Source organism: Porphyrobacter sp. MBR-155, from assembly GCF_040547625.1.
In the GTDB taxonomy this organism is placed as follows: domain Bacteria; phylum Pseudomonadota; class Alphaproteobacteria; order Sphingomonadales; family Sphingomonadaceae; genus Erythrobacter.
Genome location: NZ_JBEPQB010000002.1, coordinates 1 through 17,387 on the forward strand (window position 1 = coordinate 1; position 17,387 = coordinate 17,387).

Here is a 17,387-nt window from a genome sequence, read left to right on the forward strand (position 1 = left end):
CCGCCATTCGTATCTGGGCGGCATCAGCCCGCTCGCATTCGAAGCCAGGGTGGCATAGTGAGATCGGTGACCGGCGCAAAACCGTTACAAGTCCAGAGCACGTATTGATCGCGAAGCGACGCGTGGCAGTCCGATCCATCAACCTGCCTTTCCCGCCACAGCAGGATTTGAAGGACGCCCTCAACGAAGCCTGGTGCGGTGCCAATGATCTACGCGCCGCTGGCTGTCCTCAACCTATTGTTGCGGCTCTGGGCGAGAGCTTCATGGGGAAAACCTCGGCAGTCACCGGTCATGTTCAGGAGGTGACCCAAAGATATCTGTCCGTTGGAAAAACTTGCCCTGTGATCTACACCAAGGTTGATCCTGACGGCACCGTCGGATCCCTTGCTACTGACATCCTGAGGGCGATGGGAGAGCGACGGCCTGACAACCTTACGCCGGAGAAGCGTTGGAACAGGGCACGCCAAGCGATACGCGATCGAGGGATTTGTTTGCTCATTCTGGATGAGTTTCAAAGAGCCGGGCGCCGGCCAACCATCAGCCCTGTCATCGCCGGCAAGCTGCTCGATATCGCCGACAGTGGCGATTGCGCCTTGGCGTTCGTCGGGAAGCATTCCTCAGAGCAGGTGTTCAAATCGTGTCCTGACCTCAAAAACCGCCTAGACGCACCCGTCCGGATAAATCCGCTGAGGTGGGAAACGGACCACGCGGAATTCAGGGCCTTCGCAGATGGATTTGACCAAGCTTTGGTCGATGCAGGTATCATTCGCATAAAGGCCGGTTTTGCTGAGGTCAAAACGGCTCAACTCCTGCTCGAGGCTTCGCGGGGATCCATCGGCCAATTCAGCCGTATCATTGAGACAGCTGTCATCGCCATCACCCGTGACGGTCATGAGGTAATCACCAGGCAAGATCTGTCCGATGCCGTTGGGGACTGGTCCATCCCGAGCGGTCGGATCAGCTACAACCCCTTCGCCATCCGCGATAGCCGGTCACCGAAAGGTCATGGTGCTGGAACTCGCAACAGTGAAGTCGCTGATGCTGACGATGACTACGAGTCCGACCGATGACTGCGCAGCCAGATCAACATGGTGGCTTCGTTTTCTATCCGGACGAGTCTTTCAATGGTGCAGTAGCAAGGTGGGCGGATGAAACGTCGCTAGAACGAATGCTCGACATCACAAGAGTTGCTGGCGTCGAATGGGGCCATCGGCAGATGGCCTCATGCGCAGATGAAGCGCATATCCGGGAGCTAGCCGCCGAGATGGTGGTCGATGCGGAAGAACTGCTCGGACGCTCCCTGCCTATCATTCAGGACGGGGCAGGGAGCTCCCGCGTCCATCGATTTGGTGGCCTGTCGGTATCGACCGCCTTGCTCGAGAAAAGGATCAGAAGAGTTTCTCCAAGAGCGCTTCAGATTGCACCTTATCACCGTGCGCTATGGGATCTGCGACTATTTCCCTGCTGTCTTGAGACGGGAGACGTGCTTATCTCTGCGTGCGATAATCCGGAGTGTAACGGCAGACCACTCGGCTGGAGGCACACTCGCGGGATCGACGTCTGTGATCATTGCATGGGCGACTTGAAGCAAGTCCGAACGCCGCAGATCGCCCCCGAACTTGTCACGAAGCTCCGGACAATTGCACAGCTGTTTGATCTGAAGCAGCGCCCAAAGCTCTTGGCGACGCTTCCGCCCGGGATCGCGGCCAAAGAGGGGCAAGTCGCATTTGACCTGCTGAACCGCCTTCTGCCGGTGGTCGATCCAGACCTGAAGAACTTGTGGGCGAGGCTGCACCGAGCGGATGCTTTCAAACTCGCACAAGCACTGGATGCAGCCTGGGAACTCATGGCGGGATGGCCAGATAGCTTCGAGGCCTTTGCCAGTGAGCGCATCGCTGATCGCGAAGCGATTCATCTCGATGGTAACGAGGGTGAAACGGTCCGGTTTCTGACTGGAAAAAGGTTGGATGAAGCATCTTCTGAGGTTGCCGATCTTGCTCGCGATCTACGTGAAAAGATGGAGGGAGATGGAAAAAATGCTGAAGGCGCTAGCCAGAGAGCACTCGCAATCAAACCCACAGCACGGCTGCTAAGTTTGGGGACTGCGGAGGTGGCGCAACTGCGACGTGATGGCATCCTTCGCATCATGCCTGTCATCGACAAACAGGGGCGATTGCAGCCTATGTTTTGCCGACGCGAAGTCGAAGAGATTGCAGAAGGCATAGCAACCAGAATGGGCGTTGATCGGGTAGCCTCACAGTTCGGGATATCGCGGCACGGCGCAGAACAGCTTGCCGATTGGGGGCACCTTGCTCCTCTCGATCACCCGTTTTTCTTGGCGAGATACGGCATTCGCCAGGTCGACAGGGCTTCGGCCGAGCGCTTTCTGCAGGATCTCGAGCAGGCTCAAGCGAACGACCCTTTGGCTACGGAAGTGTCGCTGTCGATCGCTATCAAGATTGTCGGTGCAAGCTTGAAGCCGTGGGGCCATATGTTCAGCAAGCTCTCAGACGGCAGCATCCCATTTCGCCTCGAGGCGGGAGATGCACCATTGGTTCGGCGAATCTTCATCAGGCGTGAAGACGTGGCTCAAATCCCGGATCTCGAACGTCCGGCAAGCATGTCGGAAACGCAGATATCCAAAGGCGATGCATATGAGATCCTGAACCTTGGACCGAAAGAGGGCACACAACTGTTCACGGACACCCAGTCAGAGAAGGGTGGTAGGGCCAAATTGCTCTCGGTCAAAACCGTTCTGGAAATGGCACGCCGTCACATTAGCTCGATGGAACTTGCCCTCCGCCGAGGCGTGAGCACGCAGCGAGCCTACAACGATGCCTTGAAGGCGGGCGTGCCGCTCCTAAGCCCCGCAGGCTTTTGTCGGCAGTCAGCCGAAGCCGTTTTTCTCACATCAAGCAACTGATCGACTTATTATCGCGCCGTTGAGCCGGAGGGCCGTTTGGCTCTCCGGCATTTTTTATAGGCGCAAGGTGTGCAAAACTTGGGGGTAGATAGGCGTAAGCTTGTGCAAACATAGCGTTTGCAAATTTTGACCTCAGTGCGGAGAGAGGTGCAGGCTTAATGAGACCGCACAGTCCTTGAAAATCCCAGAAAATCAGCGAAGCACCTGAGGCCATCGGAGCTGATAGGGCCTGACCCTATGTGATTTTGGACAACCGGGCGAAATTGGCGACGCCGGGGGCGGGGGTGTGCTGCGCTTCGGGTTCTGGCGCGGGACGGCTTTCGGTCGATGCGAGCGCGCCCATCGCAGCAGTCACGCCCGCCAGCGCGCTTTCTGCCAGAGAATAGAACACCAGCTTTGCATCCTTGCGGGTATTGACCAGCCCTGCCTTGCGCAGCACGCCGAGTTGTTGAGACAGGCCCGGTTGACCGATCCCGGTCGCGTGTTCGATCTCGCCGACATTGCGTTCGCCCGCCGCGATCGTCGCAAGAATGCGCCAGCGCAGCGGGTGGGCAAGGGCTTTGAGCGCCTCGATGAGATCATCTTCGGCCATCAACGCTGTTCCCCGGAATTGCGCAGGAACCAACTGGTCGGATCTTCGGCCGCGAACACCTCATCCAGGTCATTGGTCGGCGGGCTGAGCAGCGGTTCGCCTGGCTGCCAGTTGGCCGGCGCCAATGCCGCGTTCGCATCGATGGCCTGAAGTCCATCAAGGATGCGCAGCATTTCGGGCACCGAACGGCCAAGGTTGGCCGGGTAACAGGTCATCGCCCGGATCACACCACGCGGATCAATGAAGAAGGTGGTGCGCACGGTCGCGCTGTCATTGTCCTGCGCCGACACCATGCCGAACGCCCGCCCGATCACCAGAGTGGGATCTTCGACAATCGGGAACCGCACTTCGATGCCAAAGCGGTCGCGGATCATGCGCAGCCATGCGAAATGCGAAAACAGGCTGTCGACCGATAGTGCCATCAATGCACAGTCGCGCTTTTCAAAGGCAGCCGCTTCGCTGGCGAGTACAACGAATTCGGTGGTGCAGACGGGGGTGAAGTCCGCCGGATGCGAAAACAGCACCAGCCAGCGTTTGCGAAAGTTCGACAACCGGACCGGGCCGATGGTGCTGCGTGCCTCGAAATCCGGGGCGACGTCACCAATCCGCAGGCCAGCGCAGGGCGGAGGAGTGTGGGTGTGATCATTCATGGCGTCCGTATAGCACTTGACACGGCCATTGCAAGTCATATACATAATTTATGAAATTGAATTGGAGAATGGATATGCCCAGCAACGATTCGGCGCTGCAGATGGCGACAGAACAGGTGCTTCGCGCAAGAGGTGACAGCGCGCTGCGTCCTGGAATCGCCGGCTTCTTCGACGCCGCGACATTTACCGTCACTTACGTGGTTCACGATCCCGCGACGGGTGAAGCGGCGATTGTCGATTCGGTGCTGGATTTTGATTCCAGCTCTGGGCGCACCGCCACGACGTCTGCCGATGCTGTGATCGATTACGTCACTTCGCATAATCTCAAAGTGACTTGGCTGCTCGAAACCCATGCCCATGCCGATCACCTTTCTGCCGCGCCCTATCTCCAGCAGAAGCTTGGCGGGAAGATCGTGATTGGTGAACACATCACCACGGTGCAGCAGGTGTTCGGCAAGCTGTTCAACGCCGGAACCGAATTTGAACGCGACGGTTCGCAGTTCGATGCCTTGTTCAAAGATGGCGACACATTCACGATCGGCAACTTGCCGGTAACAGTGATGCACGTTCCCGGCCATACGCCGGCATGTCTGGCTTATGTGGTCGGTGAGGCGGTGTTCGTCGGTGATACGATGTTCATGCCCGATTATGGCACCGCGCGTGCCGATTTCCCCGGCGGCGATGCGCGCGCTCTGTTCCGTTCGCTGCGGCGCATTCTGGCGCTGCCACCTGAAACCCGGCTGTTCATGTGCCACGATTATCTGCCCAAGGGTCGTAGCGAATATGTCTGGGAAACCACCGTCGCCGCTGAGCGTGAGGGCAATATCCATGCGCATGACGGCATCACCGAAGATGAATTTGTCGCCATGCGCGAAGCACGCGATGCGACGCTCGATATGCCGCGGCTGATCCTGCCTTCGGTGCAGGTCAATATGCGCGCCGGACACCTGCCTCCGCCCGATGACAACGGCATCACTTACCTCAAACTGCCGGTCAACGCGGTATGAGCCTGCTGGCTATCAGCCTGCCGGGCTTCCCCGATGCCGCCCCGGTCGCAGGGCTTGCAGGCGGGGTGTTGATCGGGCTCGCAGCGGCGTTGATGCTGCTGGGGGCAGGGCGGATTGCCGGGGTTTCCGGCATTGCTGCGCGGGCTTTCGGGATTGGCGCAGGATCGATGCCGCGGCGCGGCGCATGGGCATTCCTGATCGGCCTGCCGCTGGGCGCGCTGATTGTGATGGGCATGACTGGCGCGGCAGAACCAAGCTTTGCCGGGCCGGTGCCGCTGATCATTGCCGGGTTGATCGTCGGTATCGGAACCCGTCTTGGCGGTGGCTGCACCAGCGGCCACGGGGTGTGCGGGATGAGCCGCCTGTCGCAGCGGTCACTGGTGGCAACCGCGACCTTTATCGCCACGGGCATTGCCACGGTGGCTATCATGAACGGGCTGGGAATCGAGGTACTGCTGTGATCAGGGCCATTCTAATCCCGCTCGCGTCGGGCACGATTTTCGGCGCCGGGTTGGCGCTGGGCGGGATGACCGACCCGGCGCGGGTGCGCGGTTTCCTTGATCTGTTCGGCGCATGGGATCCGACGCTTGCCTTTGTGATGGGCGGCGCGGTGCTGGTGATGGCGGCGGCGTGGCTGGTGCAGGGCAAGCTGCTGCGCCCCTGGTTCGCCGAAGGCTTCGCGCTACCCGACCGCAGCGACATTACGCTGCGCCTTGTCGGCGGATCGGCTCTGTTCGGGATCGGATGGGGGATCGCTGGACTGTGTCCGGGGCCGGGCTTTGCCGCGCTGGCGATTGAACCAGTATCGGCAGCCGTGTTCGTCGCTGCGATGCTCGCCGGGATGTTGATGGTGCGCTTGATCGAAGGACAAGCATGATGGAAATTCGTAAAGTGGATGATAGCTTCGCGGTCGCGCCGCAGCTGCAGCCTGACGAACTGGCGGCGCTGGCTGCCGAAGGCTTCTCCGCCGTGATCTGCAACCGCCCCGATGGCGAAGAGCCGGGGCAGCCCGCGCAGGATGATATGCGCCGCGCCGCGCAGGACGCGGGGCTGGCCTTTCACCACATTCCGGTTGCAGGCGGCCTGTTCCCATCCGCCGCCGTCGCCGCCTTTGCTGCAATCCGGCGCGGCACGCCGGGCAAAGTGCTCGCCTATTGCCGCACTGGCACGCGTTCAATCACGCTCGATGCGCTCGCCAATATTGGCGGCCTTTCCACCGAAGAACGCATCGCCCGCGCGCAGGCCGCCGGCTATGATCTGACGGCAATCGCCGAACGGATGGAAACTGGCGGATAACGCCGCACCACGCAGGGGATCACCATGAATAATTCATCACACACGGTCGTTGTCATCGGCGGCGGCGCGGCAGGGATTGCCGCTGCGGCTTCGATGCTGAGGCGTAGGCCGGGGCTCGACATCGCGATTGTCGAGCCGACTGACACCCATGCCTACCAGCCCGGTTGGACGATGGTTGGCGGCGGGGTTTTCGATCTCGCCTCAACGATACGTCCGATGAAAAGCGTAATCCCAAAGGGTGCGGTCTGGATCAAGCAGGCTGCGGCCAGTTTCCAGCCAGACGATAATCAGGTGACGCTCGCTGACGGCAGCACCTTGACCTACGACGTGCTGATCGTCGCCCCCGGCATTCGCCTTGCGTGGGAGAAGATCGCAGGGCTTGAACAGACGCTCGGCCAGAACGGTGTCACGTCCAATTACCGCGGCGATCTTTCGCCTTATACTTGGGAACTGGTGCAGGGGTTGAAGGCGGGCCGTGCGATTTTCAGTCAGCCGCCCATGCCGATCAAATGCGCGGGCGCGCCGCAAAAGGTGATGTATCTCGCCTGCGATCATTGGCGGCGGACCGGCGTGCTGGGCGACATCGCGGTCGAGTTCCGCAATGCGGGCGGTGTGCTGTTCGGGGTGGCCGATTATGTTCCGGCGCTGATGGAATATGTCGGGAAATACGGCATCAATCTTGAACTGGGCAATAACCTCGTCGCGGTCGATGGCCCCGCGCAGCAGGCGACTTTCGCTGCGGCAGACGGCGAGGTGACGGTCGATTTCGATATGCTACATGTCGTGCCCCCACAGGTCGCGCCGCAATTTCTTGCCGACAGCCCCTTGGCGGCGGCAAGCGGGTTTACCGATGTTGATCAGCATACCTTGCAGCACGTGCGTTACCCCAATGTGTTTGGCCTTGGGGATGCAGGGTCGATGCCCAATGCCAAAACCGCCGCTGCTGCGCGCAAGCAGGCACCGGTGGTGGCGGTCAACGCGCTGCGGCAGCTCGATTGCAAGGGGCCGACGGCGGGGTATGACGGTTATGGTTCGTGTCCCTTGACGGTGGAGCGCGGCAAGATTGTGCTTGCTGAATTCGGCTATGGCGGAAAACTGGCACCCAGCTTTCCCACATGGCTGGTCGACGGGACAAAGCCCACGCGCCTGTCATGGATGCTCAAGGCCGATCTGCTGCCGTGGATTTACTGGAACGGGATGCTCAAGGGGCGCGAATGGCTGGCTGGCCCCGGCGGTCTGATCGCGCAATAGGCCCGCCATGTTGCAACGCTATTTCCCGATCCTGACGTGGGCGCGCAGCTATGATCGGGGCGTCCTGACCAGTGATCTGATGGCGGCGGTGATCGTCACCATCATGCTGATCCCGCAAAGCCTTGCCTATGCGATGCTGGCGGGATTGCCGCCGGTGGTCGGCCTTTATGCCTCGATCCTGCCGCTGTTTGCCTATGCCGTGTTCGGCACCAGCCGAACGTTGGCAGTTGGCCCGGTGGCGGTGGTTTCGTTGATGACGGCGAGCGCGGTGGGCGCGATCGCTACGCCGGGAACGACTGAATATTGGGAGGCGGCGGTCACGCTCGCCGCGCTGTCAGGGGTGATGCTGGCAGTGCTGGGCCTGCTGCGGCTTGGGTTCCTGGCCAACCTGCTGTCGCATCCGGTGATCAGCGGGTTCATTTCGGCCTCTGGCATCCTGATTGCCACCAGCCAGTTGAAACACATTCTGGGTGTGAAGGCCGGGGGTGAGACTTGGCCGGAGATGCTATCCGGGCTGGCAGGTGCGCTAGGCAGCACCAACCTTGCCACCCTCGCCATCGGTGTTCCGGCGACGCTGTTCCTGTTCTGGGTGCGCAAGGGGTTGAAGCCTGCGCTGCAACGCTTTGGCATGCCTGCGCGCGCTGCCGATATGACGGCCAAGGCCGGGCCGGTGGCGGCGGTGGCGGTGACGATCCTTGCCGTGATCGGATTTGGGCTGGAGGCGAGCGGCGTATCCGTGGTGGGCGCTATCCCGCAAGGCCTGCCACCGTTTACCCTGCCTTCGACCGAATTTGCACTGATTCAGGCTTTGTGGGTGCCCGCGCTGCTGATTTCGGTGATCGGGTTCGTCGAAAGTGTCTCGGTCGCGCAGACGCTCGCGGCCAAGCGGCGTCAGCGGATTGCGCCCGATCAGGAATTGATTGGCCTTGGTGCATCGAACATCGCTTCGGCGCTGTCGGGCGGCTATCCGGTTACAGGCGGCTTTGCACGGTCGGTGGTGAATTTTGATGCGGGTGCGCAGACCCCGGCTGCGGGCGCCTTCACGGCGGTGGGCATTGCGCTCGCCAGCCTGTTTCTCACTCCGCTATTGTTCCACCTGCCAAACGCGACGCTCGCAGCAACCATCATCGTGGCGGTGCTGAGCCTTGTCGATTTCAAGACACCCCGGCTGCTTTGGGCCTATTCCAAGGCCGATTTCGCCGCCCATGCCGCGACCATCGCCATCACTCTGCTTGCCGGGGTGGAGTTGGGGGTGATCGCCGGGGTGGCGGTGGGCCTGCTGCTGTATCTGTGGCGCGCCAGTCGTCCCCACGCGGCGATCGTCGGACGGGTGCCGGGCACCGAGCATTTCCGCAATGTCGAACGCCACAAGGTGCTGACCCTGCCGCATCTGCTGTCGATCCGCATCGATGAAAGCCTGACCTATCTCAATGCCCGCTGGCTGGAGGAATATGTGCTGGAACAGGTCGCGGATCGCCCGCCGCTGCGGCACGTGGTGCTGATGTGCAGCGCGGTCAACGCCATCGATGCCTCGGGTCTGGAAAGCCTTGAGGCGATCAACCACCGGCTGGCCGACGGGGGTGTGAAACTGCACCTGTCGGAAGTGAAAGGCCCGGTGATGGATCGGCTGGGGCGCGCGCACTTTCTTGATGATCTGTCGGGCCGGGTGTTTCTGTCGCAGGACAGCGCCTTTGCTGAACTGGCGCTCGATACTGGTGAGGAGCCGGGGTCTGACGATCCATTGGACGCGCGCGGGATGATCTGACGAACACTCCAATATCAAAAATCTGTATGCGAAATACGTCGAAATCTGTGGAACTTGCCAGAATCTCGCGCAGGCACCACTCATTAGCACTGAATTAAAAAATCGATTTCATAAAATGAGTAATTGAGTTAAACGCGAATCGCATCTCCTGCTAAAGCGGTTGCATCAACGCAAAGGAGTATACGTAATGAGCCTTCACATCGGCGATACCGCCCCCGACTTCACCGTCGCCACCACCACCGGCGAAATCAGCCTGCACGATTGGGCAGGCGACAGCTGGGTGTTCTTTTTCAGCCATCCGGCCGATTTCACCCCGGTTTGCACCACCGAAATGGGTATGACCGCGCGCCTTGCCGCCGAATTTGACAAGCGCAACACCAAACCGCTCGGCCTGTCGACCGACACGGTTGAAGAACACCTCACCTGGGTCAAGGATGTCGACGAAACGCAGGGCGTCACACTGACATTCCCGATCGTGGCTGACGCTGATCTGGAAATCGCCAAGCTTTATGACATGATCCACCCCGATCAGAGCGAGACGGCGGCGGTGCGTTCGGTGTTCATCATCGATCCGAAGAAGAAAATCCGCCTGACCATGACCTATCCGATGAGCGTGGGACGCAATTTCGATGAGATTCTGCGCGTGATCGACAGCTTGCAGCTGGCCGACCGCATGACCATCGCCACCCCCGCCGATTGGCGTCCGGGCGACAAGGTCATCATCCCGCCGTCAATCCCCGATGCCAAGGCGAACGAAATGTTCCCGCAGGGCTTCGAAACCATCAAGCCTTACCTGAGGTTGGTGGACGTCGCGTAGGCGGCCCCGCCACAACCTGCACCGCCGGACACCCCCCGTCCGGCGGTGCAACCTTCTGCCGCAAAACCGTATATCAGGTGCAGTGATCGCAATTGATTGCAGCTCCGACGGGAGTAGTTCCTGACCATGTTCGAAAACCTCGACGCCCTGCTGCTCGCGCGAATCCAGTTCGCTTTCACGATCAGCTTTCACTTCTTCTTCCCGGCGTTTTCAATCGGGCTGGCGAGCTATCTCGCGGTGCTTGAAGGGCTGTGGCTCAAGACCGATTGTGGCTTGGCAGAGCGTTGGGATTGTTGGAATGGTGCGGCAAAGGGGATCATATGATCACATCCGCCAAGACAATTGCCCGATGACGCTATCCGAAACGCTCGCCCGCGCCCGCACCGAGGAAGACGTCAAGGACGCCTATATCAAGGCGCTTGGGCTGAAAGGCGTGTTCAAGGGGCTGGTCGATATCCAGACCCCGGAGATCTGGTTCGAGGCGAAGGAATCGCCAACTGCGCCGCTGCTGATGTTCGCGCAGCTGCTCACCTACGTCCGCGCCGCGCGCAAACGCGGCGAGGCGATCCCCGGCTTCCTGTGCGTGATCGACCGCGAAAAAGCCGCGCTGATGGCGACCGATCACGCCCTGCCGCTGCTGGATGACAAGGCGATTGTCTGGCCCAAATCCGGCTCGGCGGCGGACAAGGCGCTGGCAGCGCAGATTGCTCCCACCATCGAAACCCATTTCATCCTCTATCAGATTGACGGATACGAGGCCGAGTTCATCAAGGCCGCCCGCGATGCGGTGCGCGAAGGGCGGATCATCCGCACCCCGATCACGCCGAACAACCTGCGGCAGGTGTTCGACAAGTGGGTGGCGATGGTGGGCGTCGAATTGGGCGTAAAGCGCGAGGCGGATTACGCCGTGCTGTTCTTTGCCGACATCATGCATGACGGGCGCAACGAAGCGATGCGCAACCTGCCCGCGCGCCTGCTGTTCAGCGGTGACAAGCCGGTGTTCATCATCGGGGGCGATCAATACGAACTCGCCAGCGAGCGCGGCTATCGCAATTTCTGGAACATCTACCACCGCCCGCCGGAACAGAAACACCGGCACTACCTGCTCGAACGGCGCGACAGCCTGCTGCCGATGGACGATCAGAAGTTCAAGGGCGCGTTCTACACCCCGCTGCACATCGTCGATAAAGCCTATGACCAGCTTAATGCTACTCTCGGCGCGGACTGGCAGCAGAAATATATTGTCTGGGATATGTGCGCAGGCGTCGGCAATCTGGAGGCCAAGCATTCCAACCTGCGCAATGTCTTCATGTCCACGCTCGATGCCGAGGACGTGACGATCATGCGCAGCAACCCGGCCTTCGCCGGGGCCGAGATTTTTCAATATGATTATCTCAATGATGATGTGACCGATTTCGGCGAGATTGATTACAGCCTTTCGGATAAGCTGCCACAGGCGCTGCGTCAGGCGATTGCCGATGCGCGTGAGGGCAAGAAGGGCGCGAAGCCGATTCTGGTGCTGATAAATCCGCCTTATGGCGAGGCCGCGAACTCACAGGGAAATGCTGGAAAAACGGGTATTGCAGCCACGAGAATTAGTCATGGAATGAACGATCTTGGATACGCTGCTCGCGAACTTTTCGTGCAATTCCTGCATCGCATCATGCTCGAACTACCCACTGCAAAACTTGCGATGTTTAGCACACTCAAATACATCAATGCACCAAATTTTTCAGCTTTTCGAGAGCGTTGGCAGGCGGCCTATCTCGATGGGTTTGTCGTGCACAGCAAGGCGTTTGATGGCCTAAATGGCCACTTTCCTATCGGGTTTCTCATGTGGAACCTAGCTCAACGTGAACCGGCTGAAGAGGTCAACACTATTGCGGTTGATCGGTTCGGAAAAATTGTCGGCGAGAAAAAATTCATAGATGCACCAAACAGCCGGATGCTTAGTCAGTGGCTTCCTAGGCTCCCTGCAAAGACGCAAGCAATACCATTAAAAAATGCCATCGTGCCCCAGAATGGATATGCGAAAGTATCGAGCTGGCACGATGGTGCCATTGCTCACATGCTATCCAACAGCAATGATATTCAAAATGCAGGGACGCTAACAGCATTATTCTCGTCCGTTTATAGTGCTGGCAATGGCTATTACGTCACCCCCGAAAACCTCTGGCAAGCCGCCATCGTCTTTTCCGTCCGTCGCCTGATCAAGCCCACATGGCTCAACGACCGCGACCAGTTCCTGCAACCCTCGCAGCCGCTCTCGGATGAATTCAAGTCCGATTGCCTCGTCTGGATGCTGTTCAACGGCAGCAACCTCACCGCAGGGGCAGACGGCTTGCGCTGGAATGATCGCGACTGGAGCCTCACCAACCACTTCATCCCCTTCACGGAAAGCCAAGTCGGGGCCAAGGCGCGCTTCGAGAGTGATTTTCTCGTGCGTTACATGCAGGGGATGGCGTTCTCACCAGAGGCGCAGGCCGTGATGGATGAAGGGCGCAAGCTGTTCGCCCGCTTCCACGCCACCCGCTTCCCCAACAAGATCAGGGAAGAATACAAGCTGAACCGCGCCGATGCCGGATGGTATCAGGTGCGCCGCGCGCTCGAAGCTTACGGCGATATCGAACTCACCGATTTCGATCCGTTCAAATCCGCCTACGCCGCGCTGACCGCCAAGCTGCGCCCGATGGTCTATGAACTCGGCTTCCTGCCCGAATAAAGCCCCCTAACGCTTCTGACCCCAAACGCCTGTTTGCTCAAAAATCGCTTGCCCCGTGCCGCTGCATGGTCTGAATCCCTCCTCATAGAGAAGCGGGAGAGACCAAGGCCATGACCAATTTCGGCGCAATGCAGAATGAAATCTACAATGCCGGGTTAAGCGGTGTTCTGCCCACCTGGCCGGTCGATTTCGCCACGCTGGAAAAACGCGCGCACGAAGCGTTGGGGCCAAGCCTGACCAATTATGTCGCGGGCGGGTGCGGGGATGAACACACGCAGGATCAGAACGCCGCCGCGTTCCACCATTGGGGCATGGTGCCGCGCATGATGGTCGATTGCGCGACGCGCGATCTGTCGATCGAACTGTTCGGCCACACCTATCCCACCCCGCTGTTCATGGCCCCGGTTGGTGTCAACGGCGAAGCCTCGCAAGACCGCCACGGCGACATGGCAGCAGCGCGGGCATCGGCGCTGACCGGGGTGCCGTTCTGCGCTTCGACGCTGGCGAATGATCCGCTGGAGGATGTGAAGGCGGCCTGCGGGGACACGCCAGCGTGGTTTCAGCTTTACACCCCGCGCAACCGCGAACTGGCGACCAGCCTGATCCGCCGGACCGAAGATGCGGGCTATACGGCGCTGGTGGTGACGCTCGACACCTGGGTAACAGGCTGGCGCCCGCGCGATCTCAACGCGTCAAACTTCCCGCAGCTGCGCGGCAAGGTGCTCCAGAATTACTTCACCGATCCGGTGTTCCGCGCGATGCTGGCGAAACCGCCCGAAGAAGACCTTGGCGCGGCGATTTTTACGTGGGCGGCGACCTTTGGGCAGGTGCTGACGTGGGATGACATGGCGTGGTTCAAATCGGTGACGAAGCTGCCGATTGTGCTCAAAGGCATCTGCCACCCCGACGATGCGCGCCGTGCGGTCGATAGCGGGGCGGATGCGGTCTATTGTTCAAACCATGGCGGCCGGCAGGCCAACGGCGGGATCGCCACCATCGATCTGCTGGGCGAGGTCGTGCAGGCGGCGGGCGATACCCCGGTGCTGTTTGACAGCGGAATCCGATCCGGCACCGACGCGGTCAAGGCGCTGGCGATGGGTGCCCGCGCGGTCGGCGTTGGGCGGCCCTATACTTATGGACTCGCATTAGGCGGGGCCGAGGGCGCGGCGTGGGTGTTACGATCCATCCTTGCCGAAGCTGATCTTTTGATGGCCGTTAACGGTTATCCGACCCTTGCCGATGTGCGTTCTGCCGGGGTGAGACGCACGAATCGGTGAAGTGTGGCAGAGGTAAGCCCGTTAACTATGTTTAGTTTGTGTTTTCCACAGATTTGCTGTTAACTTGCTCAATACCAAATAAGCGAATCGGGAAGCGATCAATGGCAAGACCAACAATCTGGTCCAGCGGGCCAGATCCCATGCACCGCACTGTCTGCATTCAGGACGAATATTCGCGCCGCGCGCGCTATGGCCGGATTCAGCCGATGCAAACCCGCCAATCGCTGCTTTCGCGAATTGTCCACCTGATCGCGTAAACCAGACCGGCGCGGCCTACCCGCCCGCTTTCGCCATGATCACCAGCTTGGTGTCGGTGAAGGCGAGGTAGCCCTCTTCGCCCCCTTCCGATCCGAACCCGCTATCGCCCACTCCGCCAAACGGGGTTTCGGGCGATGATACGATCAATTGGTTGATCCCCACCATGCCCGCGCGCAAGGCCCGACCAAGGTAATGCGCTTCGTCGAGGTCGCCCGAAAAGGCATAGGCGGCCAATCCATAGCGCAAGCTATTGGCGATCCGCACCGCGTCCTCGATAGCATCGAACGGGACGATCCCGGCAATCGGGCCGAAGGGTTCCTCGGTCATGAAGCGGCTGTCGGGGGCGGGGTTGGCGATCACCGTGGGCTGAAAGAAGAACCCGCTGCCTGCGATGACTGATCCTCCGGTGACAACCTCACCGCGATTGCCTGTCCCCAAGCTGCCAACATTGGCAACCACCGCCTCCATCGCCGCGATCCGCCGTCCGTGGGCGAGCGGCCCCATGTCGACGCTGTCATCCGCCCCCGGATCGCCGACCTTCATCTTGCCCGCGCGCGCGGCGAATTCGGCAACGAAGCGGTCATAGACCTCGCGCGCCACCAGAAACCGCGTGGGCGAAACGCAGACCTGCCCGGCATTACGAAACTTGGTCGCCGCGCAGGCCGCCACCGCGCGGTCAAGATCGGCGTGTTTGCTGACAATCACCGGGGCATGGCCGCCCAGTTCCGGGGTAAAACGCTTCATGTGCGAAGCCGCCAGCGCGCCCAGATGCTTGCCCACCGCGGTCGATCCGGTGAAGCTGACTTTGCGCACCGCAGGCGCTGCGATCAGGTGTTCGGACACCGGGCCGGGATCGCCGTAAACGAGGTTCAGCACCCCCTTGGGTACGCCCGCATCGACAAAGCATTCGACCAGCAATTGCGCCGATGCGGGGGTGTTTTCGGCAGGCTTCAGGATCGCGGTGCACCCCGCCGCCAGCGCGCCTGCGATCTTCTTGGCGGGCAGATTGACGGGAAAATTCCACGGGGTCAGCAGCACACTCGGCCCGACCGGTTCGTGGGTCACGGTCTGGGCGATCACGCTATCGCTGCGGGCAGGGATCAATCGTCCGCCGCGCCGCTTGGCCTCTTCACCAAGGAAGTCGATCATGTCGCCCGAAGCGGTGATTTCGCCCACGGCCTGCGCGCGCGGTTTGCCCATTTCGGCGGTGACGGTGTGGGCGATGGCAGGCGCACGTTCGCGCAGCAGTTCGGCGGCGCGGCGCAGGATGGCGTAACGCTGTGCGCCGGGCGTTTTGCTCCACGTAACGAAGGCTTCGTCGGCGGCGGCGATTGCGGCGTCGAGCTGCGCGGGTGACGCCTTGGGGCATTGCCCGATCACCTGCCCGGTGGCCGGGTTCACCACGTCCATCGCGCCGGCTTCTCCTGCGGCGATCCATTCGCCGTTGATGAGCATTTTGACGGTGGGATATTGGGGGGGATGGGCGGTCATGGGCGGCTCCTGGCTTGCAATCGACCTTGCGCGAACTTGTAATTTTATTACGCCTACACTAGCGACGTTTCCGCTGCATCGCGAGGAGAGAATCATGCTGGTCGGCGTTCCCAAGGAAATCAAGCCGAGCGAGTTCCGCGTCGGTCTCACCCCCGAAGCGGTGCGCGAATATGCGTCTGCCGGGCATCGGGTGATCGTTGAAACCGGCGCTGGGCTGGGCATCGACAAGGATGATGACACCTACCGCAAGGCCGGGGCCGAAGTGGTCGATAGCGCCGCCGAAGTCTTCGCCCGCGCGGACATGATCGTGAAGGTCAAGGAACCGCAACCCGGCGAATGGGTGCAATTGCGCGAAGGGCAGATCCTGTTCACCTACCTGCACCTAGCCCCCGATCCCGATCAGGCGCGCGGCCTGATGCAATCGGGCGTTTCGGCGGTTGCCTATGAAACCGTCACCGGCCCCGGCGGCGGCTTGCCCTTGCTCGCTCCGATGAGCGAAGTGGCAGGCAGGCTCGCGATTGAGGCGGGGGCGCTCGCCTTGCGGGCCAATACCGGCGGGCGCGGCACTTTGATGGGCGGGGTGCCCGGCGTGATCCCGGCGCGCGTGGTGGTGCTCGGCGGCGGGGTGGTCGGCACTCAGGCGGCGCGCATGGCGGTGGGGCTGGGGGCGACAGTGGAGATTTTCGACCGTTCGCTGCCGCGCCTGCGCCAGCTTGACGAGATGTTCCAGGGCCGCGCCATCACCCGCTTTTCCACCGCCGGAACAATCGAACAGGCGGTCGCCCAGGCCGACGTTGTGATCGGCGCAGTGTTGATCCCGGGGGCGAGCGCGCCGCACCTGATTACCCGCGCGATGCTGCCTGATATGAAGCGCCGTGCGGTGCTGGTGGATGTGGCGATTGATCAGGGCGGGTGCTTTGAAACTTCGCACCCCACCACCCACGAAAACCCGACTTACGAGGTTGACGGGATCATCCATTATTGTGTCGCCAATATGCCCGGCGCGGTGCCGCTGACGAGTTCCTATGCGCTTAACAATGCTACCCTACCGTTTGGGCTGGCGCTGGCGAACAAGGGGATCGCGGCTTGCAAAGATGACCCGCATCTCGCCCCCGGCCTCAATGTGCACAGGGGCCGGATTGTCAACGCGGCGGTGGCGGAGAGTCTGGGGTTTGATGCCTGATGTTTCACGTGAAACATTGGCCAAGACCAGCCTAGAGGGGGTCTAAGGGGGGTCTAGAGGGGGTCTAAACCACCCCAAGCCCCCCAATCAGCCCACCAACCGTTCGTCCTGAGCTTGTCGAAGGACTGCACTTCTGCATCCGGCACCGCGCTTGA

Annotated in this window: 16 protein-coding genes and 1 pseudogene; 14 read left to right on the top strand and 3 right to left on the bottom strand. The window is 60.7% G+C overall.

From position 1 onward, the window contains the following. Both ABIE62_RS01750 and ABIE62_RS01755 read left to right on the top strand, forming a co-directional pair. Positions 1-1,070 (top strand): AAA family ATPase (locus ABIE62_RS01750; RefSeq protein ID WP_354323039.1); only part of this gene is annotated, 1,070 nt, incomplete at its 5' end. Continuing rightward, on the top strand, positions 1,067-2,923 hold the full coding sequence (locus ABIE62_RS01755; protein ID WP_354323040.1) for a hypothetical protein: 1,857 nt from the start codon (positions 1,067-1,069) through the stop codon (positions 2,921-2,923). The genes ABIE62_RS01750 and ABIE62_RS01755, both read left to right, overlap by 4 nt. A gap of 235 nt (positions 2,924-3,158) precedes the next feature. Here ABIE62_RS01755 and ABIE62_RS01760 read toward each other — a convergent pair whose 3' ends face one another. Both ABIE62_RS01760 and ABIE62_RS01765 read right to left on the bottom strand, forming a co-directional pair. Next, the gene (locus ABIE62_RS01760; RefSeq protein WP_354323042.1) at positions 3,159-3,515 is read right to left on the bottom strand and encodes an ArsR/SmtB family transcription factor; all 357 of its coding nucleotides are present in this window, start codon (positions 3,513-3,515) and stop codon (positions 3,159-3,161) included. After that, a complete protein-coding gene (locus ABIE62_RS01765) occupies positions 3,515-4,165 on the bottom strand; it encodes a peroxiredoxin (RefSeq protein ID WP_354323043.1) in 651 nt (216 codons plus the stop codon). The genes ABIE62_RS01760 and ABIE62_RS01765 overlap by 1 nt, the downstream gene beginning before the upstream one ends. 74 nt (positions 4,166-4,239) lie before the next feature. Here ABIE62_RS01765 and ABIE62_RS01770 point away from each other — a divergent pair, with 74 nt between their 5' ends. The 11 genes and pseudogenes from ABIE62_RS01770 to ABIE62_RS01820 all read left to right on the top strand — a co-directional run bounded on the left by ABIE62_RS01770 (position 4,240) and on the right by ABIE62_RS01820 (position 14,557). Then, on the top strand, positions 4,240-5,172 hold the full coding sequence (locus tag ABIE62_RS01770; RefSeq protein ID WP_354323045.1) for an MBL fold metallo-hydrolase: 933 nt from the start codon (positions 4,240-4,242) through the stop codon (positions 5,170-5,172). Then, positions 5,169-5,633, top strand: coding sequence for a YeeE/YedE family protein (locus tag ABIE62_RS01775; protein ID WP_354323046.1), 465 nt, complete (start codon positions 5,169-5,171; stop codon positions 5,631-5,633). Before ABIE62_RS01770 ends, ABIE62_RS01775 begins: the two co-directional genes overlap by 4 nt. Continuing rightward, on the top strand, positions 5,630-6,049 hold the full coding sequence (locus ABIE62_RS01780; RefSeq protein ID WP_454184769.1) for a DUF6691 family protein: 420 nt from the start codon (positions 5,630-5,632) through the stop codon (positions 6,047-6,049). The genes ABIE62_RS01775 and ABIE62_RS01780 overlap by 4 nt, the downstream gene beginning before the upstream one ends. After that, positions 6,046-6,468 (top strand): protein tyrosine phosphatase family protein, encoded by a 423-nt coding sequence (locus ABIE62_RS01785; RefSeq protein ID WP_354323048.1) that lies wholly within the window; start codon positions 6,046-6,048, stop codon positions 6,466-6,468. Before ABIE62_RS01780 ends, ABIE62_RS01785 begins: the two co-directional genes overlap by 4 nt. A 24-nt stretch (positions 6,469-6,492) precedes the next feature. Then, complete coding sequence (locus ABIE62_RS01790) at positions 6,493-7,719, top strand: NAD(P)/FAD-dependent oxidoreductase (RefSeq protein ID WP_354323049.1); 1,227 nt, start codon at positions 6,493-6,495, stop codon at positions 7,717-7,719. A 7-nt stretch (positions 7,720-7,726) separates the two neighbouring features. Next, complete coding sequence (locus tag ABIE62_RS01795) at positions 7,727-9,484, top strand: SulP family inorganic anion transporter (protein WP_354323051.1); 1,758 nt, start codon at positions 7,727-7,729, stop codon at positions 9,482-9,484. Between the two features lie 187 nt (positions 9,485-9,671). After that, a complete protein-coding gene (locus ABIE62_RS01800; protein WP_354323052.1) occupies positions 9,672-10,301 on the top strand; it encodes a peroxiredoxin in 630 nt (209 codons plus the stop codon). A 126-nt stretch (positions 10,302-10,427) separates the two neighbouring features. Then, a pseudogene (locus tag ABIE62_RS01805) lies at positions 10,428-10,565 on the top strand (cytochrome ubiquinol oxidase subunit I); the annotation flags it as partial. Positions 10,566-10,650: 85 nt separating this feature from the next. Continuing rightward, positions 10,651-13,023 carry a hypothetical protein gene (locus ABIE62_RS01810; RefSeq protein WP_354323054.1) on the top strand — a complete coding sequence of 791 codons (2,373 nt, stop codon included), beginning with the start codon at positions 10,651-10,653 and terminating at the stop codon, positions 13,021-13,023. Positions 13,024-13,133: 110 nt separating this feature from the next. Beyond that, complete coding sequence (locus ABIE62_RS01815) at positions 13,134-14,300, top strand: alpha-hydroxy-acid oxidizing protein (protein WP_354323055.1); 1,167 nt, start codon at positions 13,134-13,136, stop codon at positions 14,298-14,300. A gap of 101 nt (positions 14,301-14,401) precedes the next feature. Continuing rightward, on the top strand, positions 14,402-14,557 hold the full coding sequence (locus tag ABIE62_RS01820; RefSeq protein ID WP_354323056.1) for a hypothetical protein: 156 nt from the start codon (positions 14,402-14,404) through the stop codon (positions 14,555-14,557). Positions 14,558-14,573: 16 nt separating this feature from the next. Here ABIE62_RS01820 and ABIE62_RS01825 read toward each other — a convergent pair whose 3' ends face one another. Then, positions 14,574-16,049: an NAD-dependent succinate-semialdehyde dehydrogenase gene (locus ABIE62_RS01825; protein WP_354323058.1), complete on the bottom strand. Its 1,476-nt coding sequence runs from the start codon at positions 16,047-16,049 to the stop codon at positions 14,574-14,576. A gap of 94 nt (positions 16,050-16,143) precedes the next feature. On the opposite strand from ABIE62_RS01825, the gene ald reads away from it, so the two are divergent. After that, complete coding sequence (gene ald, locus ABIE62_RS01830) at positions 16,144-17,232, top strand: alanine dehydrogenase (RefSeq protein ID WP_354323059.1); 1,089 nt, start codon at positions 16,144-16,146, stop codon at positions 17,230-17,232. Positions 17,233-17,387: the final 155 nt, after the last annotated feature.